Here is a 25,044-nt window from a genome sequence, read left to right on the forward strand (position 1 = left end):
CCATCGCCACTATGGAGCGACCTTTGAGTGCACCGCCCCGGCGGACCACACCGCCGATGGGCTGGAACAGCTGGGACTGCTACGGATCCACGGTGACGGAGGACGAGGTACTCGCCAACGCCCGGTTCATGGCGGAGCACCTGCTCCCCTACGGCTGGGACACCGTGGTGATCGACATCCTCTGGTACGAACCGGCGGCCAGATCGCACGGCTACAACGACGATCCGGACGTCGTCCTCGACGACCACGGCCAGCTCCTGCCCGCACCCAACCGGTTCCCGTCGTCGGCCGGCGGCGAGGGCTTCGCCCCGTTGGCCGCGGAGATCCACCGGCTCGGCCTGCGGTTCGGCGTACACATGATGCGGGGCATCCCGCGGCGAGCCGTCGAGCGCGACCTGCCCATCGCCGGTACGCCGTGGACCGCGCGCGACGTCGCCGACACCTCCTCGGTCTGCCCCTGGAACCCGAACAACTTCGGGCTCGATCACGACCACCCGGGCGCGAGTGCGTACTACGACGCGCAGGTCGGCCTGCTCGCCGAGTGGGGGGTCGACTTCATCAAGGGCGACGACTTCCTCTATCCCTACCAGGCAAGGGAAATCGCGGCGTACGCCGACGCCGTGGAGAAGTCCGGGCGGCCGATCGAGCTGAGCCTGTCGCCCGGCCGGGAACTGTCGATGGCGAACCTGCCGCACCTGCGGGAGCACTCGTCGATGTGGCGGATCTCGGACGACCTGTGGGACCGCTGGGACGACATCGAGGCCCAGTTCACCCGCCTCGCCCGCTGGGCACCGGAGTCGGGGCCGGACGGCTGGGCCGACGCCGACATGTTGCCGCTCGGGCGGATCGGCATTCGCGCCGAGCGGGGTGACGATCGGGTGTGCCGGCTCACCCCGGCCGAGCAGCAGACGATGTTGAGCCTGTGGGTCATCGCGCGCTCGCCGCTGATGGTCGGCGGTGACCTGCCGACGTCGCCGAGGGCAACGATCGACCTGCTCACCAACCGCGACGTCCTCGAAGTGCTGACGGCAACCAAGGACAACCGCGAAGTACTGCGGGACGGCCACCTCGTCGTCTGGACGGCTACTTCGACCGCACCTCAGCGGCCCGGCTCCCGGTACGCCGCCGTCTTCTGGCTCGGCGAAGAACCACAGCGGGTGACGCTTCCGTTACTGTCCATCGGAGCAGGCGATTCGGACGTCGTGACCGACCTATGGACCGGTAGAACGCTCTCTCCGGACGGCCTCGGACTACCTCTGGAACTGGACTCCCACGGCTCCCGTTTACTGCGGCTCGACGACGACCGGTGAGATTTTGCCGCTAGAGTGTTAGCGTTCACACTTACCAGGTCCGAGCGAGGAGAACGATTTATGAGTGCGAGCGCGTCACGTCCGCCGGTGATGGCAGATGTGGCGCGAGTGGCCGGCGTTTCGCACCAGACGGTCTCCCGCGTCCTGAACAATCTGCCGAACGTCCGGCCGAGCACCCGGGACCGGATCCTGCAGGCGATCGACGAACTGGGCTACCGGCGCAACCTGACCGCCCGCGCCCTGGTCACCCGGCATTCCCGGGTGCTGGGCGTGGTCAGCTTCGACACCACGCTGTTCGGCCCGGCGAGCACCGTGCACGGCATCGAGCAGGCCGCCCGCGACGCCGGGTACTTCATCAGCATCGTCAGCCTCAAGGCGATCACCCGGGACAGCGTCGAGGATGCGATCCACCACCTCGCCGGTCAGGGGATCGACGGGATCGTCGTGGTGGCGCCGCAGCGGCAGGCGGCGCGTGCCTTGTCGAGCATCCCCGACGACATCCCGGCGGTCGCCGTCGAAGGCGGCCGGGCCCGGCGGGTGCCGGTGGTCAGCGTCGACCAGGTCGGCGGCGCCCGGCTCGCCGTACAGCATCTGCTCGAACTCGGCCACGAGACCGTCTGGCACATCGCCGGCCCGGAGGAGTGGCTCGAGGCCGAGGGACGATTGAAGGGCTGGCGGGAGACGCTCGAGGCGGCCGGTCGACCCGTCCCCGCGGCCATGCCCGGCGACTGGAGCCCACGGTCGGGGTACGAGGCCGGCCTGCGGCTGCCGTCCAGCGCGACCGCTGTCTTCGTGGCCAACGACCAGATGGCACTCGGCTTGCTGCGGTCGCTGTCCGAACGCGGCGTGCGGGTTCCCGACGACGTCAGCGTGGTCGGGTTCGACGACGTACCGGAGGCCGAGTTCTTCAGTCCCCCGCTGACGACCGTGCGCCAGGACTTCACCCTGGTCGGCCGCTACAGCATCGAGTTGCTGCTGGAACAACTCGCCGAGGATCCCCCGGCCCGGCGGCGTCGCGTGGTTGTGCCCGCGACACTCGTCCGGCGCCGGAGCACCGCCGCACCGGCCGGCGCCTGAGACCATGCCCTTGACCACCACACGTACCGCTGGAGAGCATTGTGAACGCTAACAGTCCTACTGAACCGGAGCAGGGGTTCGTCGTCGGCATCGACTTCGGCACCTTGTCGGGGCGCGCCGTCGTCGTCCGCGTCTCCGACGGCGAGGAGCTCGGCAGCGCGGTTCACGAGTACTCCCACGGCGTGATCGAGACCAGCCTGCCCGGCTCCGGCGTCCGCCTCGGCCCGAACTGGGCCCTGCAGTCGCCGACCGACTGGATCGACGTACTCCGTCGCGCGGTGCCCAAGGCGCTCGCCGTCTCCGGTGTCGACCCGGCCGACGTGATCGGCATCGGCACCGACTTCACGGCCTGCACGGTGCTCCCGACGCTCGCCGACGGCACGCCGCTGTGCGAGCTGGACGACCTCGCCGCACGGCCGCACAGCTGGCCGAAGCTCTGGAAGCACCACGCCGCCCAGCCGCACGCCGACCTCATCAACGAGGTGGCCAGGCAGCGCAACGAGCCCTGGCTCGGCCGGTACGGCGGCAAGATCTCCTCGGAGTGGGAGTTCGCCAAGGGCCTGCAGTTGCTGCAGGAGGACCCGGAGATCTACGCCCGGACCGAGCGATGGATCGAGGCCGCCGACTGGATCATCTGGCAGCTGAGCGGCACCGAGTCCCGCAACGTCTGCACGGCCGGCTACAAGGGCATCAGGACCGAGCACGGCTATCCCTCGCGGGAGTACCTGACCGCGCTCGACCCCGCCTTCGGCGACTTCACCGACAAGCTCGCGAAGGAACTGCTGCCGCTCGGTGCGTCAGCGGGACGGCTCACCGAGCAGGCCGCCGAGTGGACCGGGCTCCCGGCCGGTATCGCGGTGGCCGCGGGCAACGTCGACGCCCACGTCACCGCCGCGGCCGCCGATGCCACCCGCCCCGGCCAACTCGTGGCGATCATGGGGACGTCGACCTGCCATGTGATGTCGTCGGACCACCTCGCCGAGGTGCCCGGGATGTGCGGCGTCGTCGACGGCGGCATCATCGACGGGCTCTGGGGCTACGAGGCCGGCCAGTCGGCGGTCGGCGACATCTTCGGCTGGTTCGTGGACAACTGCGTTCCGCCGGCGTACGTGGCCGAAGCCGAACGACGCGGCGTCTCCGTGCACACCTACCTTGAAGAGCTCGCGGGCCAGCAGCCGGTCGGTGCCCACGGTCTGGTCGCGCTCGACTGGCACAACGGCAACCGGTCGGTCCTGGTCGACCACGACCTGTCCGCCGTGATCGTCGGCCAGACCCTCGCGACGCGGCCGGAGGACACCTACCGCGCGCTGATCGAGGCCACGGCGTTCGGCACCCGCCGGATCGTCGAGGCCTTCGAGGAGACCGGCGTCGCGGTCGAGGAGTTCATCGTCGCGGGTGGTCTGCTGAAGAACCGCCTGCTGATGCAGATCTACTCCGACGTACTGCGCCGGCCGATCTCCGTGGTCAGCTCCGAGCAGGGCCCGGCCCTCGGGTCGGCCATCCATGCAGCCGTTGCCGCCGGCACCTATCCGGAGGTGCCGACGGCAGCGGCGTCGATGGGCCGGCGGATCGAGTCGGCCTATCGGCCCGATCCGGGCCGCGCCGACAGCTACGACCGGCTGTACGCCGAGTACCGCCAACTCCACGACTGGTTCGCCGGCGAGGCGTACGGCGGCAACGGCGTACTGCACCGCCTTCACAAACTCAGGAACGAGGTGATCGGATGAGCTTGCCGGCAGCAGTCGCCGACCTGCGCGAGCAGGTCTGTGCCCTGCACACCGAACTGGTCAGATACGGGCTCGTCGCCTGGACCGCGGGGAACATCTCCGGCCGGGTCCCGGGCGAGGACCTCTTCGTGATCAAGCCCAGCGGCATCTCGTACGACGACCTCACGCCCGCCTCGATCGTCGTCTGCGACCTCGACGGCACCCTGGTCGACGGCGAGCTCGCGCCGTCCAGCGACACCGCGGCGCACGCGTACGTGTACCGCTCCAGGCCCGACATCGGCGGCGTGGTGCACACCCATTCGCCGTACGCGACGGCCTGGGCCGCCCGCGACGAGCCGATCCCGTGCGTGCTGACCGCGATGGCCGACGAGTTCGGCGGCGACATCCCGGTCGGCCCGTTCGCCCTGATCGGCGACGACTCCATCGGCCAGGGCATCGTCGCCACGCTGGCCGAGTCCCGCTCGCCGGCGGTGCTGATGCGCAACCATGGCGTCTTCACCGTCGGCAAGGACGCCAAGGCGGCCGTCAAGGCAGCGGTCATGTGCGAGGACGTCGCCCGCACTGTCCACATCGCCCGGTCCGGCGGCCCGCTCGTTCCCATCGACCCCGGCCACATCGACAGCCTCTACCACCGCTACCAGACCGTTTACGGTCAGCGCTGAACCCCGGAGCCCTCATGAAAGCTTCCCGCCGACCCCAGCTCTGGTTCCTCACCGGGAGCCAGGGCCTCTACGGCCCCGAGACCCTCGACCAGGTCGCCGCCCAGTCGCAGCAGATCGTGGCCGCGCTGAACGCCTCCGGCGACCTGCCCGCCGAGGTGGTGTGGTTCCCGGTCGTCACCGACGCCGCGGCGATCAAGAACACCATCCTGCAGGCGAACCTGGACGGCGAGTGCATCGGCGTGATCGCCTGGATGCACACCTTCTCGCCGGCCAAGATGTGGATCGCCGGCCTGGAGGCACTCCAGTTGCCGCTGCTGCACCTGCACACCCAGGCGAACGTCGGCCTGCCCTGGGCCGAGATCGACATGGACTTCATGAACCTGAACCAGGCCGCCCACGGCGACCGCGAGTTCGGCTTCATCCAGACCCGGCTGGGGATCCCCCGGACCACGGTCGCGGGCCATGTCAGCGACCCGTCGGTCACCGCGCGGATCGGCGGCTGGGCCCGGGCCGCGACCGGGCTGGCCGAGCTGCGCTCGATGAAGCTGGCCCGGTTCGGCGACAACATGCGCGACGTCGCCGTCACCGAAGGCGACAAGGTGGAGGCGCAACGCCGGTTCGGGGTGTCGGTCAACACCTATGCCGTGAACGACCTGGTCGCCTCGGTCGACGCCGTACCGGATGCCGACATCGACGCGCTCGTCAAGGAGTACGACGACTCGTATCGGCTGGCCCCCGAGCTCCGGTCCGACGGCGATCGTCACGAGTCGCTGCGTTATGCCGCGCGGCTGGAGGCCGGTATGCGGGCCTTCCTGGAGGCCGGTGACTTCACCGCCTTCACGACGAACTTCGAAGACCTGGGTGGCCTGCGCCAACTGCCAGGACTGGCCGTCCAGCGGTTGATGGCCGACGGCTACGGTTTCGGCGGCGAGGGCGACTGGAAGACCTCGGTGCTGCTCCGCACGCTCAAGGTCATCGCCGGCGACCGGCCGGGTGGGACGTCGTTCATGGAGGACTACACCTACCACCTGGTGCCGGGCGAGGAGCTGATCCTCGGCGCGCACATGCTCGAGGTCTGCCCGAGTATCGCGACCGGTACGCCGTCGATCGAGATCCACCCGCTCGGCATCGGCAACCGCGAGGACCCGGTCCGGATGGTGTTCGACGCCGCACCGGGGGCCGGCCTGGTGGTCGGGATGGCCGACCTCGGCGACCGGTTCCGGCTGATCGGCAACGAGATCGACGTGGTCGCCCCCGAGCACCCACTCCCCCGGCTCCCGGTCGCCCGGGCGGTCTGGAAGCCGCGGCCCGACTTCCGTACCTCGGCCGAGTCCTGGCTGACGGCGGGCGCACCGCACCACACCGTGCTCTCGACGACGGTCACGTCGGAGGAACTGGACGACCTGGCGACGATGCTCAAGACCGAGCTGCTGATGATCGACGACAGCACCGACGTCCGCCACCTCCAGCAGGAGATCCGCTGGAACCAGGTCTACCACCGCCTCGCCCTCGGCTTCTGAGCGCCGCGGGCGAAACCCTCTGAGCCGTGGCTGGACCGTCCGGTCCAGCTGCGGCTCATGAGGTTCACAGGCCGAGGACGCCTTTGACCAAGGTGGAGATGCCGCCGGCCAGGGCGAGCAGGAGAACGAGGAGCCGGGCGATGCGATCCGGCAGGCGGCCGGCGAGCGTGCGGCCGATCAGGGCACCGACGGACAGGCCGGCTGTCGCGGCGACCCAGCTGCCTGCGCGGAGCTGGGGAAGTCCGTTGGAGAGCACCGAGAAGATGTTCACCACAACGCCGTAGAACAGCGCGTTGGGGACGAACTCCCGAATCGTCCAGCCCGCGTTGACGGCGTACAAGGAGATCGGCGGGCCGCCGAGGCCGGCTGCGGCGTTCATGAAGCCACCGGCCGCACCGGCGGTCAGCGCTCCGCCGAGACCATTCAGGGCTTGTACACGCAGACCGCTCATCACGAGTACTACGGCCGCGGTCACCAGTGCGCCCATCCCGGCGAGCAGGACAGGCTCCGGCAGGTGGTTCGTGACCCAACTTCCGAGCGGAACCGTGCAGGCGGCGGCGAGAACCAGCGGGACCATCGCTCGCAACCGGACGTTGACCCACCCGCCGGTCAGCCCGACCAAACAGATGACGCCCGATGCGCAGTTCGCCAGCGCGACCCCGTCACCGGGACCGAGCAGCAGGATCAGAGCCGGTACGGCGACCAGCGCGAACCCCATCCCGGTCAGCCACTGCACCGACGCGCCCAGCATGACGACGCCGGCGAGGAGCACCTCCGCGGACCAGGCACCTCCGGCTGCGGACATGCCCGCAGCCTAGACGGGACCACCCGCCACGGGACTGACCGGTTCCGGTCAGTTGTCCCGCCTTCCCTTGCGTTCCGCGAGCGCCCCGGACAAGATCGCGGGGTTGATTGGAAAAGGCTTTCCGTCGCCCAGCCCCTGGAAGGTATGGATGTCCGAAACCATTCGCCGGGTCGCGATCGTCGGAACCGGTGGGATCGCCACCGCGCACGCTCAGGCAGTCGCTACTCAGCCGGACCGGGCGCGGCTCGTGGCCGCTGTCGACGTCGACCTCGGGCGGGCCGAGGCGTTCGCCAAGACCTGGGACGTCCCGGCGGCGTACCCGAGTCTGGCCGCTTTGCTCGCCGCCGGCGACGTCGACCTGGTCCTCCTGTGTACTCCGCCCGGATCCCACGTGCCGCTGGCTGCCGAATGTCTGGCGGCCGGCGTGGATGTCCTGGTGGAGAAGCCGCCGACCCTGTCGCTGAACGAGCTGGACGAACTCCTCGAGCTCGAGAGTCGATCGACCGCACGAGTGATCTGCGTCTTCCAGCATCGCTTCGGGTCGGGTGCCGTGCGGCTACGCCGACTGGCCGCGGACGGGCTCCTCGGCCGGCCGCTGGTCGCCACCTGCCACACCCTGTGGTACCGCGACGACGCGTACTTCGCCGTACCGTGGCGAGGAACCTTCGAGATCGAGGGTGGTGGCCCGACGATGGGTCACGGGATCCACCAGTTCGACCTGCTGCTGTCGATCCTCGGACCGTGGGAGCAGGTCACCGCGGTCGCGGCCCGGCAGGCCAGGCCCACCCAGACCGAGGACGTCTCGCTGGCCCTGGTCACCTTCGCCAACGGCGCCGTCGCCTCGATCGTCAACTCCCTGGTGTCGGCTCGCGAAACGTCGACACTGAGGTTCGACTACGAGCACGCCAGCGTCGAACTCGAGCACCTCTACGGCTACACCGACGCCGACTGGACCGTGACGCCGGCACCCGGCCAGGAGGCCGTCGCGGACGCCTGGTCAGCCGACGCAGCCGACATCCCGAGCGGTCACAGCGCGCAGTTCGCGGCCGTCCTGGATGCGAAGGACGCGGGCCGAACGGCTCCGGTGTCCCTGGCGGATGCGAGGGACACCATGGAGCTGATCGCCGCGATCTACGCGTCCGCCTTCACCGGAAAGCCCGTACGGCGAGGTGAGCTCGACGCGGCGAATCCGTTCAGCGTTCGCATGGATGGGACGGGTGCTCCGTGGGCTACTTGACCGCGCCGGCTACCAGGCCTGCCACGTAGTACCGCTGGAGCAGTAGGTAAAGCACGATGCACGGGATGGCGGTGACCGCGACGCCGGCCTGCATGAGGCCCCAGTTCAGCGTGCCCAGTTGGTTGGAGGCGAGCACGGTCAACGTCACCGGCAGCGTGAACTTGGACTCGTCGGTGACCAGGATCAGGGCCGCGAAGAACTCGTTCCAGGAAGCGAAGAACGTGAACAGCGCCGTACTGATCAGGCCGGGGATTGCCACCGGCAACAAAACCCGGGCCATCGCGCTGACCAGGCCGCAGCCGTCGACCAGCGCCGCTTCCTCGATACTGGCCGGCACCGACGCGAAGCTGTTGCGCATCAGGAAGATCCCGAACGGCAACTGGAACGTCGTGTAGACCAGCGTCAGTCCCAGCAGGGTGTCGCTCAGGCCCATGTCGTGCAGGATCGAGAACAGCGGCGTGATGATCGCCTGGAACGGGATCATGAAGGTCGCCAGGATGATGAAGAACAACACCCCGCTCCCGCGGAAGCGCAGTTTCGCGAAGCCGTAGCCGGCCAGGGTCGCGAGCAGCATCGTCAGCAAGGTGGTACCCGCGGCCACCACCAGGCTGTTCTGCACGTGCTGCCAGATGCCGAACTGTCCGGTGTTCCCGAGCGCCTTGTAGTTCTCCAGCGAGATCCCGTGCGGGTAGAGGGTCGGTGGATTCTCCGTTGCCTCACTGGGCTTCTTGAGCGACTGCGAGACCATCGTCGCCAACGGGTAGAGGACGAGGACGGAGACGCAGAGGCAGGCGAGCCACCAGGCAGCCCGGGGCAGGGTTTTGCGAACGTCGGTGAGCGTTGTCTTCATGAGTGGTCCGAGTTCCGCAGGAGCAGCATCTGTACGGCGCTGACCGCCGCGAGCGCCACCATCAGGATGGCCGACAGCGCAGCGCCGTAGCCGAGGTCGAAGTTGATGAACGAGGTGCGGTAGATCTGGTAGACCGCGGTGATCGTGCCGTTGGACGGCCCGCCCGCGGTCATGATGTAGAACTGGTCGAAAGCCAGCAGCGAACCGGCCACGGAGAAGACCAGCACCAAGGCCAGCGTCGGCCGCAGCAGCGGCAAAGTGACGTGCAGGAACGCTTTCCACCGGCTCGCGCCGTCGATGCGGGCAGCCTCCGTCAACTCTCCCGGTATCGCTTGCATGCCCGACAGCAGGAGCAGCATCTGCATGCCGGTGACCTTCCACACCACCATCGCCGTCACCACCAGCAGGCCGCTGGTCGCGGTGGCGAACCAGTTCGTGTCGCGACCGGCGAGCCCGAACCGGGCGGCCAGATCCGCCAGCGGACCGAGGCCGGGCTGCGCGAGGTACAGCCAGAGGAAGGCGCCGGCCGCGAACCCGATCACGACCGGCAGGAAGAAGATCGACTGGAAGACCCGCGCCGCCCGGCCGCCGCGATGAACGAGGAACGCAACAGCCAGGCCGGCGACCAGCAGGATCGGCGTGATGAGCACCGTGTAGGTCAAGGTGAAGCGGATCGCGTGCAGCCAGTCGGTGTCGTGGAGCGCCCGGCGATAGTTGGCCAGGCCGGTGAAGCTGTGGTCACCGAGCAGCGGCCAGTCGTGCAGCGACATCCAGAACGTCATCACGAGCGGGACGAGGAAGAACACGGTGACGACCACCAGGGCCGGCGACACCATCGCCATCCCCATCAGCTGGCGACGTCGTCGGGTGGACAGCCACGGCCGGCGAGGCTCGGCCGATCTGGCGACCGGCCGGCTCGGCGCCACGGGTGGGCTGATGGTCTTGGTCATGAGGCCTCCGCGCTCAGCCCTTGTCGATGATCTGCTGGGCGGCCGTCTGCGCCGCGGACTGGGCGCTCTTGACGTCGCCGGTGCCGAACACCGCCTGGTTGATCAACTTCGACCACGGGCCGTTGTTGTCGTTGATGATCGCGTTCTCCACCACGCTGTACGGCGTCTGCCCGACCGCCATCGCCTGACCGAGCACCTTGTACCGCGGGTCGAGCGGCGCGTAGATCTTGTCGATCAGGTCCGTCCGGACCGGGACGATCGCGTTCTTGGCCAGGATCGTCTGAGCCTCTTCGCTGGTGGCCCACTTGACGAAGTCGTAGGCGACCGCCTTGTTCTTGGCGCCTTTGGTGACAGCGATCTCGTCGCCGCCGGCGAAGGAGGCCGAGCCGCCGTCCTTGCCGACGATGGGAGTGGCGCCGAAGTCGATCTTCTTGTCCGCCACCAGCGTCTGCACGAAGAAGGCGCCGAGGTTCACCATGCCGACCTTGCCGCTTTGGAACGAGGCCGGTTGCACGCTGCCGTTGTCGGTCTTCGCCGACGGCGGCATCAACCCTTCGGTCCACAGCTGGCGGTAGAAGGTGAGCGCATCGGTCACCTCCGAACTGTCGAACGCCGCGCTCTTCCCGTCGTCGGACAGCACCTTGCCGCCGCTGGCCCACACGTGCGGGGCGAACTCGAAGATGTTGCAGCCACCGCACTGCCCGGCCATCGTGAAGCCGTAGTAGTCGGGGCCGAGCTTACGGATCGCCCGTGCGTCGGCCAGCATCTCGGCATAGTTCTTCGGCGGCTTCGCGGGGTCGAGACCCGCCTTCTTGAACAGATCCTTGTTGTAGAAGGTGACCGAGGCCTCAGCGGTGAACGGCAGCGCGTAGGTCTTGCCCTCGAAGACGGCCAGCTTCTTGTGCGCGGGGCTGAGTCCGTTCTTCCAGCTCAGCGAGTCCAGCACCGGCGTGAGATCGTCGAGCACGCCCTTGGACGCGAAGTACGGCAGGTACACCAGGTCGATCGAGGCGATGTCGGGGCCCGAGCCCGAGGCCGCCGCCGTACCGAACTTCTGGACGAAGTTCGCCGACGGTACGACGGTGACCTTCACCTTGCCCTCATGGGTCTTGTTGTACTGCTCGGCGAGCAGGTTGATGAATCCCTTCGCGCTGTCGCGCACCCACAGGGTCGCAGTACCGGTCGGTTTGTCGGTCGCGGCCGACTTCTGGTCTCCGCCACCGCCACCGCAGCCCGCGAGGACGAGTGCGAGAGCGGCAGTTACTGCTGCGAGTCTCGTGGTTCTCATGGTGACTTCACTTTCTGCTTGCGCTAAGAGCGAGTGGGAATCTCAGGCGAGTGGGAGCCAGACCCGCATGGCCCCCGGGCCGCGGTTGGCCCAGGCCTGGTACGGGACAGCTGTGACGGTGACCGAGGTGCCGGTCGACGAGGTCGGGGCGTAGGGCTGGTAGAGGCCCGTGTCGAGCGGGCTCACCAGGGCGGGCAGGCGGAGCCGGACGCCGTCCTGGCCGGGCTCTTCGACGATGGTTGCCGAGGGCTCCAGTCGCAGCTGCTCGACCAGGATTCCTTCGGGCAGATCGGCCTGCTCGACGCAGTACACGATCGGTCCGCGTTCGATCGCCACGCAGCCGCGCACCGCGTCGACGCGGTCGTCGGCGCGCACCAGTCGTGGGGTCATCGGGAGTCTCAGCCGGACCGTGGCGCCGTCGTCGCACGAGACCCGCAGGTACTCACCTGGGATCGGTTCGGCAAGCAGCTTCGCCGCGGTCACGTCGGCTGAGGCACCTGTCGCCCACGCCGGCACCCGGACCGCCAGTTCGCCGCGACCCCTGACGGTCACCATGACGTCCCCGTCCCACGGATAACCGGTCTCCACGACAGCCGTCAGGTTCTCCGCGGTAAAGGTGCCTGCGGCAACGAGATGCAGCTGCAGGCCGGTGGCGTCGGACGTGGCCGCGTAGCCGTGCAGGGACGCGTACAGCCGGGCAAGGTTCGGCGGGCAGCAAGCGCAGTCGTACCACGGGAGGCGCTCGCTGGGAGCGTCCTCGCTGGAGCCGTCGTGGCCGGTCCGCAATTGCAGCGGATTGGAGTAGAAGAACGCGGTGCCGTTGTGCGCGATCGATGCCGCGATGGCATTGAGCAGCGCGCGCTCCATCTCCTCGGCGTACCGGGCCTGACCGGTGGCCAGGAGCATCCGCCAACACCATTGCAGGGCAGCGATCGAGGCACACGTCTCGGCGTACGCGCGGTCCGGCGGAAGCTCGTACGGATCTCCGTAGGCCTCGTCGCGGTGGCGAGAGCCGTGCCCGCCGGTGAGGTACATCTTGGTGCCGAACGCGCTGTCCCACAGCTGCTCCATCGCTCGGAGCAGCGTCTGGTCGCCGTTCTCGAGGTAGAGATCGGTGACTCCCGCGGCCAGATACAGCTGCCGCACGGAGTGCCCGATGGCCTCGGTCGCCTCGCGGACGGGCAGGTGGTCCTGGTAGTACTGCGATCCGAAGCGCCCGGCGGGCAGGCTGCCGTGACCGCGCCGCTCGACCTGGAGCTCGGCCGCGCGCAGGTAGGACTCCTCCCCCGTCTCGCGGTAGAGCTCGATCAGTGCCGTCTCGACCTCGGGGTGCCCGTCGATGATCGGCCGGCCGTCGTCACCGAAGGAACTGACGATCAGGTCGGCGACCCGCCGTGCGATCGCGAGGAAGCGCTCGTCACCGGCACCACGGTGCAGCGCCACCGCGGCCTGCATGAGGTGGCCGGCGCAGTAGAACTCGTGGGTGAACTCGGGGTGGCTGAACGGCTCTTCGTCCGGCTTCCCCTGCACGTAGGTGTTGAGGTAGCCGTCGGCCTTCTGCACCTGCTCCAGCAGGTCAGCCAGCTCGGACAGCATCGGCACCCACCGGTCGGTGCCCGAGCGGCCCATCTCCCAGCCGATCGCTTCCAGCGTCTTGTAGAGATCGGAGTCGGCGAACCAGAACCCCCGGAAGTCCTGCCGCGGAGCTTCCTCGGTCAGGCGGCGGAAGTTCGCGATGACGCCGGTGCGATCGACGTTGTCCACACAGTGCGGGATCGTGGCCGTGGCGTTGAGTTCCTGCCAACCGCCGAGCAGGGACGCGGGACCCAGTCGCACAGCGCTCGAAGCGAGCGGCTCGAGCCGCGGGCGCCTCCGCGGCGCAGCCGGGCCAGGGATCTGGGTACGGGCCGGGGCAGTTCGAATGTGAGCGTTCACATTTTGCCTCTCGAAGCGAGTGCCAGGAAGAAGAGGATGGTGGTTGGGAAAGTCAGAGAAAATTGTTTCCCGCCCGTCAACATAGAACTCACGCCTGATCCCGTCAAGACCGGATCCAGCCGGTGTACCGTGTGGGAAAATCTTTTCTCACTGATCCGCGCCCCTACCCGCACAGAGCAGGAACGGCACCCATGACCGATGAAACCGGCCCCCGGGCCACCACCGCGCGCCGGGTCGGCATCGCAGACGTCGCAGCCAGGGCCGGGGTCTCCGTGGGCACCGTGTCGAAGGCGCTCAACGGAAGCGGCCGGCTCCGCGACGAGACCCGCGCCCGGGTGCGAGCGGCCGCCGACGAGCTCGGCTTCACCCCGATCAGCGTCGCGCGAAACCTGCTGGCCGGGCGCACCTTCACGGTCGGCGTCATCACCACCGACAGCTACGGCCGGTTCGGCATCCCGGTGATGCGTGGAGCCGAGGACTCACTCGCCGCCGGCGAGATGATCGCGTTCCTGTGCGACGGCCGCGACGATCCCATCCGCGAGCAGCACCACCTCGGCAAGCTGCTCGAACGCCGGGTCGACGGCATCATCGTCGCGGGCCGCCGTACCGATCCCCGCCGGCCGATCGGTGCGGACCTGCCGGTTCCCGTGGTCTACGCCTTCGCGCCGAGCAGTGACCCGGCCGACTGCAGCGTCGTCAGCGACGAACGCGGCGCGGCCCAGCTCGCGGTCGAACACCTCGTCAAGACCGGCCGCCGGCGCATCGCCCACATCACCGGCCCGCAGTCCCACGCCTCGGCCAACGAACGCGCGGCCGGCCTGGCCGAGGCGCTCGCCGCACACGACCTGGAGCCGGTCGACGAGCCGTACTTCGGTAGCTGGACCGAGGCGTGGGGTCGCTTCGCGGCCGCACAACTCCTGCGGACGCACGACGACGTCGACGGTGTGTTCTGCGGGAACGACGTGATCGCCCGCGGCGTCACCGACGGCCTGCGCGAGGCCGGAATTTCCCTACCCACGCAGATCGGCGTCGTCGGCGTCGACAACTGGGGCCTGGTCGCGGAGGCCGCCCGCCCGCCACTGACGACGGTCGATCTCGGCCTGGAGGAGATCGGCCGGCGCTCCGCCGAACTCCTCCTCGACGCCATCAACGGCCACGCCCAACCGGGCGTCCACGTCGTCCCCGGCCACCTGGTCGTCCGCGAGTCCTGACTCCCCCGGCCGCCTGGCAGCGGCTTCCTTGACAAAGTTACTGAGTGCGCTCATTCTTGAGTCAACTCAGATTAACTCGTGTGAAGGAAGCCGTCATGCAAGCGTTCGTCGTCAGGCACTACAAGAGCCCGGTAGAACCGGCCGAGGTTCCCGAGCCGCTGGTCGGCGAACGGGACGTGCTCGTCCAGGTCCGGGCGGCCGGGCTCAACCTGCTCGACGAGAAGATCCGGGCAGGTGAGCTCAAGCTGGTCCTTCCGTACCAGCTGCCCCAGATTCTCGGCAACGACGTCGCCGGCATCGTGCTCGCCGTTGGTGCGAAGGTGCGCGGCTTCGCGCCCGGCGACGAGGTGTACGCCCGCCCCGGCAAGGACCGGATCGGCACCTTCGCGGAGCGCATCGCGGTCGCCGAGACCGATCTCGCGCTGAAGCCGGCGTCGGTCAGCTTCGAGGAAGCGGCCTCACTCCCACTGGTCGCACTGACCGCCTGGCAGGCACTCGTCGAACGGGGCAACCTGCAGCCGGGACAGCGGGTCCTCGTCCACGGCGGCGCCGGCGGCGTCGGGACGATCGCGATCCAACTCGCCAAGCACCTCGGCGCGACCGTCGCCACCACCGTCAGCACCGGCAACGCCGACTTCGTGCGCGAACTCGGCGCCGATGTCGTCATCGACTACCGCCATCAGGACTTCGAACAACTCCTCGACGGCTACGACCTGGTGCTGGACAGCGTCGGCGGCAAGAACCTGGAGAAGTCACTCCGCGTACTACGCCCTGGCGGCAAGGCCATCGGGATCGCCGGACCGCCCGACCCCGCGTTCGCCCGGGAACTCGGCACGAACGCCGTACTCCGATTCGTCATGACGGTCCTCAGCAGCCGCATCCGCCGGCAGGCCCGGCGGCTCGGGGTGACGTACGAATTCCTCTTCATGCGCGCCAACGGCGACCAGCTTCGCCGGATCACCGCCCTGGTCGACGCGGGCGCCCTCCGCCCCGTCGTCGGCCGAATCTTCGACTTCGACCAGGCCGTGCAGGCACTGCAATCGCTGGACCAGGGCGGCATCCGCGGCAAAGCCGTTCTCAGCAGAAGCTGACCAGCCCCACCACCAACCAGGAAAGAGCAAGGACCATGAAACCCGCACAGGACAACGTCATCACCGCGTACCAGGACGCACCCGCCCGTACCGTCGAGGCCGGCGGCGTCACCTACGCCTACCGCGAGCTGGGCCCGAAGGGCGGCATCCCCGTCGTCTTCTTCGTCCACCTCGCCGCGAATCTCGACAACTGGGACCCCCGGATCATCGACCCGATCGCGGCGAGCCACCATGTCGTTGCCTTCGACAACCGTGGCGTCGGAGCCTCCAGCGGCAGCGTTCCCAGCAGCATCGAGGCGATGGCCGACGACGCCGCGACCTTCATCGGTGCGCTGGGCTTCGACAAGATCGACATCTTCGCCTTCTCGCTCGGCGGCATGATCGCCCAGGCGCTGGTGGTGAAACACCCCGGACTGGTGCGCAAGCTCGTCCTCACCGGCACCGGCCCGGCCGGCGGCAAGGACATCGACAAGATCGCCGGTACGACGTACTACGACATCCTGCGCGCGACCCTGACCCGCTCGGACCCGAAAGAGTTCCTGTTCTTCAACCGCAACGCCACCGGCAAGCCGGCCGGCCGCGCGTTCGTGAAGCGCCTCGAGGAGCGCACCCTGGACCGCGACGCTCCGGTCAAGGTGAAGGCGTTCCAGACCCAGCTCAAGGCGATCAAGAAGTGGGGGCGCTCGGCCCCGGCCGACCTCTCACAGATCACTCAGCCCACTCTGATCGCCAACGGCGACAACGACCGCATGGTGCCGTCAGTGCTCTCCGAAGACCTGCACCGGCGCATCAAGGGCTCGGAACTGGTCATCTACCCCGACTCCGGCCACGGCGGCATCTTCCAGTACCACGCCGAGTTCGCCCCTGTCGCCGTCGACTTCCTCGCCCGCTGACGACGCTCATCTTCGTGAAAGACGGGCCGTCGGCTTCCGCAGTACCAGCGATAGCATCGAGGCCCTGAAGTAGGAGGCCGCAGCAGGGAAGGGAACCAGCCATGCCACTCGACTCCCGACCCGTCGGACGGCGCGAGCGGAACAAGCAGGAGAAGCTCGATCGCATCACCGCCGCGGCACGAGAGCTGTTCTCCGAGCGCGGCGTCGAGGAGGTCACCACGCAGGAGATCGCCGACAAGGCCGACATCGGCGCCGGCACCCTCTTCCTCTACGCCAAGAGCAAGGGCGAACTCCTCCTGCTCGTGCAGAACTCCCTGTACGCCGATGCGCTCGCTCGAGGCCGGTCCGCTGCCGAGAGCCTCGGCGAGCCGCTCGACGCGGTGATGGCCATCGTCCGCCAGGTGGTGGAGTGCAACCGCAAACAGGTCGACAACGGGCGGACCTATCTGCGGGAGATCGTCTTCGGCGACCCCGAAGAGCCGCACCACCGCGACGCCCTCCTGCTGACCGTGCAGACCGAGAACGCGATCGCCGAGGTGCTTCAGCGCGACGAGCGGATCAGCTCCGGCGACGCGGCGACGCTCGCCCACATCGTCTCCGCGATCATGTTCGTCGCCATGGCAGCCACCATCAACCGCACCAAGGCGATCGACGCGATCGTCGAGGAAATCAAGAACCAGGTCGCCGTTCTGCTCGCCCGCTGACGGACGGGTCACGGAGTACCGGGAGCGGTTCCGAAACCTCGGCGTACTTCTGCTGCCTCTTGAATTAAGTAAGGAAGTTAGCTTTCCTTGGGCAGGTCGCTCCGAATGCGCATTCCCAGTGCGTCCGGTCGGCGTCCGCCCCGACAACTTCAGAGGAGAGTCAGATGACTCGAGGAGTCGCCCCACTCCGACCCCCACCCAGTCGCCGCCGCGTGGTCGTAGCGATCGCCGCGGCCGCGGCGGCAGCGGTGACCACCACCGCCCTGACCGCGGTGGTGTCCTCGCCGGCTGCGAGCGCCGCGATCTCACCGACCGGCTGGAACACGGTGGTGAGCAAGAACAGCAGCAAGTGCGTGGACGCGCGCGCCGCCGCCACCGCGAACGGAACCGCCGTACAGCAGCAGGCGTGCAACAGCACGACCGCGCAGCAGTGGCAGTTCCAGCCGACCGCTGACGGCTACGTGCGGGTCAATGCGTTCAACAACGCAGCCCAGGCGCTCGACGTCACGAACGTCTCCGCCGCCGACAGTGCACCCATCCAACTCTGGTCGTACAGCAATGGGCTGAACCAGCAGTGGCTGCCGGTCGAGGAAGCGGACGGCGCGTATCACCTGGTCAACCGCAACAGCGGCAAGTGTCTCGACGTCCCCGGCGCCTCGACGGCCGACGGTCTCCAACTGCAGCAGTACACCTGCAACGGAACTGCTGCCCAATCCTTCAGGGTCAACCCAGTGGACGGCACTCCCCCGACCGAACCGCCGGCCGGCCAACCCGACCTCGGGCCGAACGTCTCGATCTTCGACCCGTCGATGTCGAGCAGCACGATCCAGAACAAGCTGAACTCGGTGTTCAGCCAGCAGGAGCGCAATCAGTTCGGCGAGGAGCGGTTCGCGCTGCTGTTCAAGCCCGGCACCTACAACGTCAGCGCCAACGTCGGCTTCTACACCCAGGTGGCCGGTCTGGGGCTGACCCCGGACAGCGTGAACATCAACGGGGCCGTGCACGTCGAGGCCGACTGGTTCCCGCCGCAGAACGCGACCCAGAACTTCTGGCGAGGCGCCGAAGGCCTGACCATCACACCACCCGGCGGCCTGGACCGATGGGCGGTCTCGCAGGCTTCGTCGTACCGGCGGAACCACCTCAAGGGCAACCTCGCGCTCGACGACGGCGGCTGGGCGAGCGGCGGCTACATGGCCGACACCGTGGTCGACGGACAGGTCCGGTCCGGCAGCCAGCAGCAGTGGATCTCCCGGAACACCACCTGGGGCAGCTGGACCGGCCAGAACTGGAACATGGTGTTCGTCGGCGCCCAGAACGCACCGGCCGGCACCTTCCCGAACCCGCCGTACACGAAGGTCGCCCAGACGCCCGTGGTCCGGGAGAAGCCCTACCTGTACGTCGATGCTTCGGGCAACTACCAGGTGTTCGTGCCGGCCGTGCGGAACAACTCTGCCGGTCCGGGCTGGACCGGCGGCAACCCGGCCGGCCAGTCGTTGCCGATCAGCCAGTTCTACATCGTCAAGCCGGGTGCGACCGCGGCGACGATCAACGCACAACTTGCCGACGGCAAGAACCTGCTGTTCACCCCGGGTGTCTATCGGTTGAGTGACACACTTCGGGTCAACCGGCCCGACACCGTCGTACTGGGCCTCGGCCTGGCCACCTTGATGCCGACGAGCGGGACGCAGTCGATCACTGTCGCCGATGTCGACGGCGTGAAGATCGCCGGGCTGCTGATCGACGCCGCACCGACGAATTCGCCGCTGCTGATGGAGATCGGGCCGTCCGGGTCGTCGGCCGACCACTCGGCGAACCCGACCTCGTTGCACGACGTGTACTTCCGGATCGGCGGTGCGGCTGTCGGCAAGGCGACCGAGACCCTGCGGATCAACAGCAACAACGTGATCGTCGACCACACCTGGCTGTGGCGCGGCGACCACAGCTACGGGGTCGGCTGGAACACCAACACGGCGGCCACCGGGCTTGTTGTCAACGGCAACGACGTGACGGCGTACGGGTTGTTCGTCGAGCATTACCAGAAGTACCAGACGATCTGGAACGGCAACGGGGGGAGGACGTACTTCTACCAGAACGAGATGCCGTACGACCCGCCGAACCAGTTCGCCTGGATGAACGGATCCACCCGCGGCTACGCGGCGTACAAGGTCGCCGATTCGGTCACCACGCACGAGGCGTGGGGGCTGGGCAGCTACTGCGTCTTCAACGACGATCCGAGCATCGTGGCGGACCGCGCCTTCGAAGTACCGAACAAACCAGGCGTGAGGTTCCACAGCATGGTGACGGTCTCCCTCGGCGGCAAGGGCACCATCGCCCACATCATCAACACCACCGGCGGCCCGTCCAACTCCAGCACCAACGTCGCCCAATGGGTCAACTACCCCTGACCCCCGATCAAGGTCTCGGTCGAGCCTCTGCCCCTCGACCGAGACCTTCCCCCAACGCCCTGCGGCAGGTCAGGACCGCAGGGCGTTGCGGGTGCCCTGCGCTGACTGTCGGCGGCGGGTGGTTGGGTGGGGTGGTGGAGATCGAGGAGTTGTCGGGGCGGCTGGAGAAGTTGTCGGCGCGGTACGGGGAGGTGCTGGGGTTCGAGCGGGACGGGGACTGGTTTCTGCTGAAGTTGCAGGAGGAAGTGGGCGAGCTGACTCAGGCCTACCTGCAGGTGACCGGGCGGGCCCGGACGAAGGGGAAGTCTGCCGAAGAGCTCCGCGACGGGTTCCAGTTGGAGTTCGCCGATGTGTTCTGTCAGTTGCTGCTGCTGGCTCGGCATTTCGATGTCGACGTGCCTCGGGAGATCGAGCGGAAGTGGCTCGCCCACGAGAGCGCTTTGCGGTAGGTCAAGCGGCGGCGCGGGCCGGTTGGGCGGTTCTGAGGAGTACGGCGAGCATGGCCAGCGGCGCGAGCAGGACGGCCGCGCCGACCGTGATCTCCAGCCAGGTCGGCAGTGCGGCCTCGATTTCGAGGAACGTGATCGCGCCGGCGAAACCGAACGGCCAGACCAGGGTGCCGAGGAGCTTCTCCTTGAAATTCCAGCGGTCCGCGGTCCACAGCAGATACACGCCGATGAACCAGCCGAAGAGCACCATGCCGCCGAAGAGCAGCAACAGCAGCGTCACCACCTCGCGGCCTCGAACGCGCGGCCGGTACCGGTCGACCAGCACCAGCCCATCGGTGGCCGCGGCAACGATCTCGTCCGGATCCCCCAGCCTGGCCAGCATCGCGCGCACCTCCGCCGCGCTGGACACGCCGGCCGCCCGCTCCTCGTCGATGTGGGCGCTGACCTCCGCGACGAGTTCCGTACGCCGTTCAGCCGGCAGCGGCTCGGCCGCCTTCGCCAGGTAGTCCAAGTAGGCATCGACCAGCCGGTCCGCCTCGTTCTGCACGTTCGTCATCCCTGTCTCCCTCGCCCCAGTACGGTGTCGACCGAGTTACGGAACCGCTCCCAGTCCGCGGTGAACGCGGCCAGTGCCCGGCGTCCTTCAGTGGTGCTCTGGTAGTAGCGCCGGGGCGGCCCCGATCCGGACTCGCGCCAGGTCGTCTCGACCAGCCCTTCTCGCCGCAACCGCGCCAGCAACGGGTAGATCGTCCCCTCGGTGGTGACCAACCCGTCCACCTCGCCGAGTGCCTTGACCAGCTCGAACCCGTAGCGCTCCTCCCCCTGCAGCAACGCGAGCACGCAGAACTCCAGCGTCCCCCGTCGCAACTGGGTGAAGACCTTCTCGGCTACCATGCACCACAAGGTACCTGCTCAGACCGACAACCGCAAAGACCCGGCACCGGCGGCGACCGGTGCCGGGCCCGAGTGGGTCAGCGCTTCCCGAGCGCCGCGATCAGCCCCTGGTAGATCCAGAACATCGGCTTGGGCGAGTAGTCGTCGGTCATCAGCCCGAACCCGTCGAAGGGGTTGGCCGAACCGGTCACATCGTCCCGCAGCGCGAACATCTCGTAGCTGGTCACGTTGTAGGTCCCACGGACGGCGTTGACGGCCAGGATCTCCCTGGTCAGCTCGTGCGCCTGGGCGGCCGGCGTACGGTCCGGGCCCGCGTAGGTGGACCAGCCGTTCTCCGCCACCCGGATCGGCACGTCCGCGCCCAGGCCGGCCAGCGGCATCTCCTGGTTGCGGACCACGTCGAGGGTCTGGCGGATCCACTCGGCCGGATCCGGCACGGGGTCCGTCCCGGGAAGGCCCGCGTTCGGATAGAGGTCCACCCCGACGAAACCGACCGCCTTCGCGAACGGCGCTCCCCCGAGCCTGGCCAGGTCCTGCCAGAAGGCGGTGTAGACGAACGGAGCCTCGATCTCGTCCATCCCGATCTGCAGCCTGCGCAGGCCGTTGCGATCGGCGGCCTCCCGCGCGGCGATGACGCCTTGCACCAGGGCCGTGTTGCCGTTGGGAACCGGCAGGTAGTTCTGTTCCAGCGTCACCGAGATCGTGTCGGTGACCGGACCGTAGAGTCGCACCTTCTCGCGGAGGCAGGCGGTCCAGTCGGCCATGTCCTCACCCGAGTAGGAGACCACCAGATCGAGCCGGCGGCCGGGCTTCAGCAAAGCGGTGGTGGAATCCGGGTACGGCGAATCGCAGCCGATGTAGTCGCGCAGCAACAACGGTGCACGTCCGTTCTGCAGCCGCGTCAACGCCTTGCTGATCTTCACCGGGTCGTCAGGTTTGCCATTCGTGGAGCCGCCGCCCGCGTACCCACCGGGATAGATCCCGAAGGTGAGCGGAGGCGGCGGTGTCGCGCGCGGCGCCGCGCTCGCCGTACTCACAGTGGCGGGAGCCACTGCGAGTACGGCGGCGGTAGTTGCCGCGATCATCCAGTTGCGGAGCTTCGTCATGGCACCACTCTCACTGCCGCACAGGTCTGCAGCCGATGACAGATGTCATGTTCCGGCAGCGACATCCGCCACTGCCAGATGACGTTGCTGGCAGCAACTAAGGTGTCATGCCTGCTTGGGATGGACGGCGAACATGACGGCCAGGATGAAGGACGGGACGATCAGTGCCCAGCGCGGATTGACACCGAGCAGGACGGGCGCCAGGCAGAGCAGCAGCAGGTCGAACCCGCGGATCGGCTGGGAGAAGAGTCCTGGCGGGATCGCGCCCATCGGCGAGGCGACGAGCGGCCCGCTGTACGACGGGGGTCGCGCGGACGCTTGACGCACAACCCCGGTCAGGATGCCGACGCCGACCGCGAAGGCCGCCGAAGGACTCCCGATCGCCGGATAGGCCAGCAGCACCCACACCAGCACGAACAACCCCGGTACTACGGACATCGCGACCCGCAACTCGCGCAAGGTCATCCCGAGCGCCCGGACCAGCCCGATGGAGCGGCAGACCGACCGCAGTCCGTCCATCAACGGCCGGACCGCTCCGAAGCCGGCCAGACCCGCAGCAATCGGCACCAGTACGTCGTACCCGGTGCCGGCCACGGCGTACGGGACGACGAGCAGGCCGAAGCCTACGATCAGCCGACGAGGCCAGCGGAGGATCCGGAGGAACTCGCGGTAGATGACGGCTTGAGCCAGCGAGCCACGGCCGCGGCGGGAGTGCACCCGGCCCACCGTGCGCCAGTGGCGTCCGGCAACGACGTCCGCCAGCAGGCTGATGTCCATGGTGATCGCAGCACCAGCCATGCCGGCCAGCAACTCCCCACCGGCGATGACGCTCGTACGGCTCAGCCGGTTGAGCGACCGCGCAGTGATGACGACCAGTGCCACAGCAACAACCAGCGCCACAACCCCGAAGACCAACAGTCTCAGCTGGTTGGACGTAAGCGAGGTGTCCTCCCCCAGCGGGCTGTACGACACCCAACCCCGCTGCGGCCGCACCGCCAGCACGATCGCAGGGATCGCAGCGACCACCAGGAGACTGTCCGCCACTCGCAGCGCCCAGCGGGACCGCTTAGTCGTCTGCTGCGCCCACACCGTCACACACGCCGTGCAGATCAACAGCCCTGTCGTCAGCACTGCAGCCTCGCCGACAGCCGACCAGCCCGCTCCGAACAACGCAAACCCAACCAGAGCGGCGACGGCACCCGCAATTGCCGAGACGATCATCACCAGCCGGTACGACGGTCGCAGCAGCGACGCGCGATCCACAGGTGTGGCCAGCAACCAGAACCCGGTCGCCCTGGACGCGGAGACCGGGCCGACGCTGAGCAGGACTCGCAACAGTGTGGACACCAGCAGAGGAACCAGGATCCACGGCACTGTGTCGAGGAGCCACGAGCACGATCCCGTAGTACAGGCTGCTGAGCGGTCGTTGAGCTTCAGCAGGACGTTGCCGCCGGTCGCGCCGACCATGGCGAGGGCGAAGGCGACGACGTAGATGTCCTCGAGCTGCTGCCAGATCGTGCGGTCCGCCTTGCCACGGCGAACCTTTCGCATCCAGCGGCGCAGCTCCGTGGAGCGCGGGATCGCACCGAAGTCCGCCGGATCGAAGACGACCGGCCCGTCCGCCGTGGTCATGGCAGCGGGGTGAGCGCGACGGTTTCGTCGGCGACGGCGTCCACCAGCGTCGTGTCGTGACTTGCGAAGAGGATCGACGTACCGGCCTTCTTCTCTTCCCGCAGCCGTTCCGCGAGCCATTCGACACCCGCGGTGTCCAGCCGCTGCTCCGGCTCGTCGAGGACGAGCAACTTGCGCGGCCGGACGAGCGCGGTCGCCAGCGCGAGGCGCCGGCGCTGACCCGACGACAGCGAACCCGGGAGCTGATCCGCCGCGGCGAGCAGGCCGACGTCGTCGAGCAGGGTGTCGACGAGATCCTCCGGCTCGGGGTTGCCGTGCGCCCGGGCCAGCAGGTCCAGGTGCTCGGCCGCGCTGAGGTCGGGGAAGAAGTCGAGGTCGTCGAGCAACGAGGCGACGTCACGGCGTACCGCCTCCGCGCGCTCGTCGATCGGCAACCCGTCGAGCAGGATCTTGCCGGCCGCCGGCTCGGCCGAACCGACGATGCACTTGAGCACCGTGGTCTTGCCGGCGCCGTTCGGGCCGACCAGGGCGATCGCCCGGCCCGCCGCCAGGGTGAAGGTGAGATCCTCGATCACCGGGCGGTCGGCGTACAGGTGCCTGAGGCCCTGGACGGCGAGCCGGGGCGCGGCTTTGCTCATCGCTTGCGGACCAGGGTCAGCCCGTCGCCGATGCCGAGCATCACCACGTCGACGCGGTCGTCCTCGGCGATGTGCGCGTTGAACTCCTTGCGGTCGATCGGGTCCTGGTCGTGCTGCCCGACGACCCGGCCGCCGGCCAGCGTGTTGTCGAACAGCAGCAGGCCGTTCGGGCGGATCCGCGGGACGAGGTGCTCGAAGTACTCGATGTAGCCGGGCTTGTCGGCGTCCACGAAGGCCAGGTCGAACTCGCCCTCGAGCTCGCCGGCCGACTTGTGCGCGTCGCCGATCCGCAGCTCGATCTTGTCCGCCACGCCCGCGCGCTCCCAGTAGCGGCGCCCGATCGAGGTCCACTCGTCGCTCACGTCGAGGCAGATCAGCTGCCCGTCGGCCGGCAGCCCGCGGGCGATCGCGAGTGCGGAGAACCCGGTGAAGGTGCCGATCTCCACCGCGCGCCGGGCCGAGATCAGCCGGGTCAGCGTGGTCAGCAGGGCGGCCTGGTCGGCCGTCGTCAACATCTCCGCGATACCGCCGAGAGCCTGTGTCTCGGCCACCAGTTCGGTCGCGATCTCGTCCAGCGGCATCCCGTGCGCGACCATGTAGTCGTGCAGTTCATCGGTCACCTGTACCTGACTGCCCATCGAATCCCGCCGTCCTCTTCGT

23 protein-coding genes are annotated in these 25,044 nt (G+C 68.3%); 12 read left to right on the forward strand and 11 right to left on the reverse strand.

Annotated features, from left to right (window positions below):
- The first annotated feature begins 23 nt into the window (after window positions 1-23).
- Genes EV138_RS03525 through araA form a run of 5 tightly spaced genes read left to right on the forward strand, consistent with a single transcriptional unit; the run spans window position 24 to window position 6,296 of the window.
- A complete protein-coding gene (locus EV138_RS03525) occupies window positions 24-1,310 on the forward strand; it encodes an alpha-galactosidase (RefSeq protein WP_238157939.1) in 1,287 nt (428 codons plus the stop codon).
- 60 nt (window positions 1,311-1,370) lie between these two features.
- Window positions 1,371-2,387: a LacI family DNA-binding transcriptional regulator gene (locus EV138_RS03530; protein ID WP_133977002.1), complete on the forward strand. Its 1,017-nt coding sequence runs from the start codon at window positions 1,371-1,373 to the stop codon at window positions 2,385-2,387.
- Window positions 2,388-2,428: 41 nt separating this feature from the next.
- Window positions 2,429-4,114: a ribulokinase gene (gene araB / locus EV138_RS03535; protein WP_133977003.1), complete on the forward strand. Its 1,686-nt coding sequence runs from the start codon at window positions 2,429-2,431 to the stop codon at window positions 4,112-4,114.
- Window positions 4,111-4,776: an L-ribulose-5-phosphate 4-epimerase gene (locus EV138_RS03540; protein ID WP_133977004.1), complete on the forward strand. Its 666-nt coding sequence runs from the start codon at window positions 4,111-4,113 to the stop codon at window positions 4,774-4,776. Before araB ends, EV138_RS03540 begins: the two co-directional genes overlap by 4 nt.
- Window positions 4,777-4,790: 14 nt before the next feature.
- Complete coding sequence (gene araA, locus EV138_RS03545; protein ID WP_133977005.1) at window positions 4,791-6,296, forward strand: L-arabinose isomerase; 1,506 nt, start codon at window positions 4,791-4,793, stop codon at window positions 6,294-6,296.
- Between the two features lie 64 nt (window positions 6,297-6,360).
- Here araA and EV138_RS03550 read toward each other — a convergent pair whose 3' ends face one another.
- Complete coding sequence (locus EV138_RS03550) at window positions 6,361-7,101, reverse strand: sulfite exporter TauE/SafE family protein (RefSeq protein WP_133977006.1); 741 nt, start codon at window positions 7,099-7,101, stop codon at window positions 6,361-6,363.
- A 148-nt stretch (window positions 7,102-7,249) separates the two neighbouring features.
- Here EV138_RS03550 and EV138_RS03555 point away from each other — a divergent pair, with 148 nt between their 5' ends.
- Window positions 7,250-8,338, forward strand: a complete 1,089-nt coding sequence (locus EV138_RS03555; protein ID WP_133977007.1) for a Gfo/Idh/MocA family protein — start codon at window positions 7,250-7,252, stop codon at window positions 8,336-8,338.
- On the opposite strand, the gene EV138_RS03560 is transcribed toward EV138_RS03555, so the two are convergent.
- From EV138_RS03560 to EV138_RS03575, 4 genes are read right to left on the reverse strand one after another with little or no spacing between them, the layout of a single operon-like run.
- Window positions 8,331-9,188 carry a carbohydrate ABC transporter permease gene (locus EV138_RS03560; protein WP_133977008.1) on the reverse strand — a complete coding sequence of 286 codons (858 nt, stop codon included), beginning with the start codon at window positions 9,186-9,188 and terminating at the stop codon, window positions 8,331-8,333. The two genes, EV138_RS03555 and EV138_RS03560, sit on opposite strands and share 8 nt — an antisense overlap.
- The gene (locus tag EV138_RS03565) at window positions 9,185-10,138 is read right to left on the reverse strand and encodes a carbohydrate ABC transporter permease (protein WP_202866608.1); all 954 of its coding nucleotides are present in this window, start codon (window positions 10,136-10,138) and stop codon (window positions 9,185-9,187) included. The genes EV138_RS03560 and EV138_RS03565 overlap by 4 nt, the downstream gene beginning before the upstream one ends.
- Before the next feature lie 13 nt (window positions 10,139-10,151).
- Window positions 10,152-11,426: an ABC transporter substrate-binding protein gene (locus tag EV138_RS03570; RefSeq protein ID WP_133977009.1), complete on the reverse strand. Its 1,275-nt coding sequence runs from the start codon at window positions 11,424-11,426 to the stop codon at window positions 10,152-10,154.
- 42 nt (window positions 11,427-11,468) lie between these two features.
- Window positions 11,469-13,262 carry a glycoside hydrolase family 127 protein gene (locus EV138_RS03575; protein WP_133977010.1) on the reverse strand — a complete coding sequence of 598 codons (1,794 nt, stop codon included), beginning with the start codon at window positions 13,260-13,262 and terminating at the stop codon, window positions 11,469-11,471.
- A gap of 290 nt (window positions 13,263-13,552) precedes the next feature.
- Here EV138_RS03575 and EV138_RS03580 point away from each other — a divergent pair, with 290 nt between their 5' ends.
- From EV138_RS03580 to EV138_RS03605, 6 genes are all read left to right on the forward strand, one after another.
- A complete protein-coding gene (locus tag EV138_RS03580; RefSeq protein WP_133977011.1) occupies window positions 13,553-14,572 on the forward strand; it encodes a LacI family DNA-binding transcriptional regulator in 1,020 nt (339 codons plus the stop codon).
- Window positions 14,573-14,667: 95 nt separating this feature from the next.
- Window positions 14,668-15,663, forward strand: a complete 996-nt coding sequence (locus tag EV138_RS03585; protein ID WP_133977012.1) for an NADP-dependent oxidoreductase — start codon at window positions 14,668-14,670, stop codon at window positions 15,661-15,663.
- A gap of 35 nt (window positions 15,664-15,698) precedes the next feature.
- Complete coding sequence (locus tag EV138_RS03590) at window positions 15,699-16,556, forward strand: alpha/beta fold hydrolase (RefSeq protein ID WP_133977013.1); 858 nt, start codon at window positions 15,699-15,701, stop codon at window positions 16,554-16,556.
- Window positions 16,557-16,657: 101 nt separating this feature from the next.
- Window positions 16,658-17,260 (forward strand): TetR/AcrR family transcriptional regulator, encoded by a 603-nt coding sequence (locus EV138_RS03595; protein ID WP_133977014.1) that lies wholly within the window; start codon window positions 16,658-16,660, stop codon window positions 17,258-17,260.
- Window positions 17,261-17,424: 164 nt separating this feature from the next.
- Entirely contained in the window at window positions 17,425-19,665 is a 2,241-nt protein-coding gene (locus EV138_RS03600; RefSeq protein ID WP_133977015.1) for a pectate lyase-like domain-containing protein, read from the forward strand.
- 134 nt (window positions 19,666-19,799) lie between these two features.
- The gene (locus tag EV138_RS03605; protein ID WP_202866609.1) at window positions 19,800-20,114 is read left to right on the forward strand and encodes a nucleoside triphosphate pyrophosphohydrolase family protein; all 315 of its coding nucleotides are present in this window, start codon (window positions 19,800-19,802) and stop codon (window positions 20,112-20,114) included.
- A 1-nt stretch (window position 20,115) separates the two neighbouring features.
- Here the strand turns inward: EV138_RS03605 and EV138_RS03610 are convergent, their stop codons facing one another.
- From EV138_RS03610 to EV138_RS03635, 6 genes are all read right to left on the reverse strand, one after another.
- Window positions 20,116-20,670, reverse strand: coding sequence for an HAAS signaling domain-containing protein (locus EV138_RS03610; RefSeq protein ID WP_133977016.1), 555 nt, complete (start codon window positions 20,668-20,670; stop codon window positions 20,116-20,118).
- Window positions 20,667-21,008: a PadR family transcriptional regulator gene (locus tag EV138_RS03615; RefSeq protein WP_133977017.1), complete on the reverse strand. Its 342-nt coding sequence runs from the start codon at window positions 21,006-21,008 to the stop codon at window positions 20,667-20,669. The genes EV138_RS03610 and EV138_RS03615 overlap by 4 nt, the downstream gene beginning before the upstream one ends.
- Window positions 21,009-21,085: 77 nt before the next feature.
- Window positions 21,086-22,114, reverse strand: a complete 1,029-nt coding sequence (locus EV138_RS03620; RefSeq protein ID WP_133977018.1) for a hypothetical protein — start codon at window positions 22,112-22,114, stop codon at window positions 21,086-21,088.
- Window positions 22,115-22,219: 105 nt separating this feature from the next.
- Window positions 22,220-23,746: a DUF6297 family protein gene (locus EV138_RS03625; protein ID WP_133977019.1), complete on the reverse strand. Its 1,527-nt coding sequence runs from the start codon at window positions 23,744-23,746 to the stop codon at window positions 22,220-22,222.
- Entirely contained in the window at window positions 23,743-24,384 is a 642-nt protein-coding gene (locus tag EV138_RS03630) for an ABC transporter ATP-binding protein (RefSeq protein ID WP_133977020.1), read from the reverse strand. Before EV138_RS03630 ends, EV138_RS03625 begins: the two co-directional genes overlap by 4 nt.
- Window positions 24,381-25,022 carry an O-methyltransferase gene (locus tag EV138_RS03635; RefSeq protein ID WP_133977021.1) on the reverse strand — a complete coding sequence of 214 codons (642 nt, stop codon included), beginning with the start codon at window positions 25,020-25,022 and terminating at the stop codon, window positions 24,381-24,383. Before EV138_RS03635 ends, EV138_RS03630 begins: the two co-directional genes overlap by 4 nt.
- Between the last annotated feature and the right edge of the window lie 22 nt (window positions 25,023-25,044).

It is taken from the genome of Kribbella voronezhensis (assembly GCF_004365175.1).
GTDB lineage: Bacteria > Actinomycetota > Actinomycetes > Propionibacteriales > Kribbellaceae > Kribbella > Kribbella voronezhensis.

Bases quoted from the DNA above. Each gene is read 5' to 3' on its own strand.
- EV138_RS03630 (WP_133977020.1), bottom strand. From the start codon at position 24,384: ATGAGCAAAGCCGCGCCCCGGCTCGCCGTCCAGGGCCTCAGGCACCTG.
- EV138_RS03610 (WP_133977016.1), bottom strand. From the start codon at position 20,670: ATGACGAACGTGCAGAACGAGGCGGACCGGCTGGTCGATGCCTACTTG.
- EV138_RS03550 (WP_133977006.1), bottom strand. From the start codon at position 7,101: ATGTCCGCAGCCGGAGGTGCCTGGTCCGCGGAGGTGCTCCTCGCCGGC.
- EV138_RS03540 (WP_133977004.1), top strand. From the start codon at position 4,111: ATGAGCTTGCCGGCAGCAGTCGCCGACCTGCGCGAGCAGGTCTGTGCC.
- EV138_RS03620 (WP_133977018.1), bottom strand. From the start codon at position 22,114: ATGACGAAGCTCCGCAACTGGATGATCGCGGCAACTACCGCCGCCGTA.
- EV138_RS03635 (WP_133977021.1), bottom strand. From the start codon at position 25,022: ATGGGCAGTCAGGTACAGGTGACCGATGAACTGCACGACTACATGGTC.
- EV138_RS03615 (WP_133977017.1), bottom strand. From the start codon at position 21,008: ATGGTAGCCGAGAAGGTCTTCACCCAGTTGCGACGGGGGACGCTGGAG.
- EV138_RS03555 (WP_133977007.1), top strand. From the start codon at position 7,250: ATGTCCGAAACCATTCGCCGGGTCGCGATCGTCGGAACCGGTGGGATC.
- EV138_RS03595 (WP_133977014.1), top strand. From the start codon at position 16,658: ATGCCACTCGACTCCCGACCCGTCGGACGGCGCGAGCGGAACAAGCAG.
- EV138_RS03590 (WP_133977013.1), top strand. From the start codon at position 15,699: ATGAAACCCGCACAGGACAACGTCATCACCGCGTACCAGGACGCACCC.
- EV138_RS03585 (WP_133977012.1), top strand. From the start codon at position 14,668: ATGCAAGCGTTCGTCGTCAGGCACTACAAGAGCCCGGTAGAACCGGCC.
- EV138_RS03560 (WP_133977008.1), bottom strand. From the start codon at position 9,188: ATGAAGACAACGCTCACCGACGTTCGCAAAACCCTGCCCCGGGCTGCC.
- araA (WP_133977005.1), top strand. From the start codon at position 4,791: ATGAAAGCTTCCCGCCGACCCCAGCTCTGGTTCCTCACCGGGAGCCAG.
- EV138_RS03565 (WP_202866608.1), bottom strand. From the start codon at position 10,138: ATGACCAAGACCATCAGCCCACCCGTGGCGCCGAGCCGGCCGGTCGCC.
- EV138_RS03530 (WP_133977002.1), top strand. From the start codon at position 1,371: ATGAGTGCGAGCGCGTCACGTCCGCCGGTGATGGCAGATGTGGCGCGA.
- EV138_RS03580 (WP_133977011.1), top strand. From the start codon at position 13,553: ATGACCGATGAAACCGGCCCCCGGGCCACCACCGCGCGCCGGGTCGGC.
- EV138_RS03625 (WP_133977019.1), bottom strand. From the start codon at position 23,746: ATGACCACGGCGGACGGGCCGGTCGTCTTCGATCCGGCGGACTTCGGT.
- EV138_RS03600 (WP_133977015.1), top strand. From the start codon at position 17,425: ATGACTCGAGGAGTCGCCCCACTCCGACCCCCACCCAGTCGCCGCCGC.
- EV138_RS03570 (WP_133977009.1), bottom strand. From the start codon at position 11,426: ATGAGAACCACGAGACTCGCAGCAGTAACTGCCGCTCTCGCACTCGTC.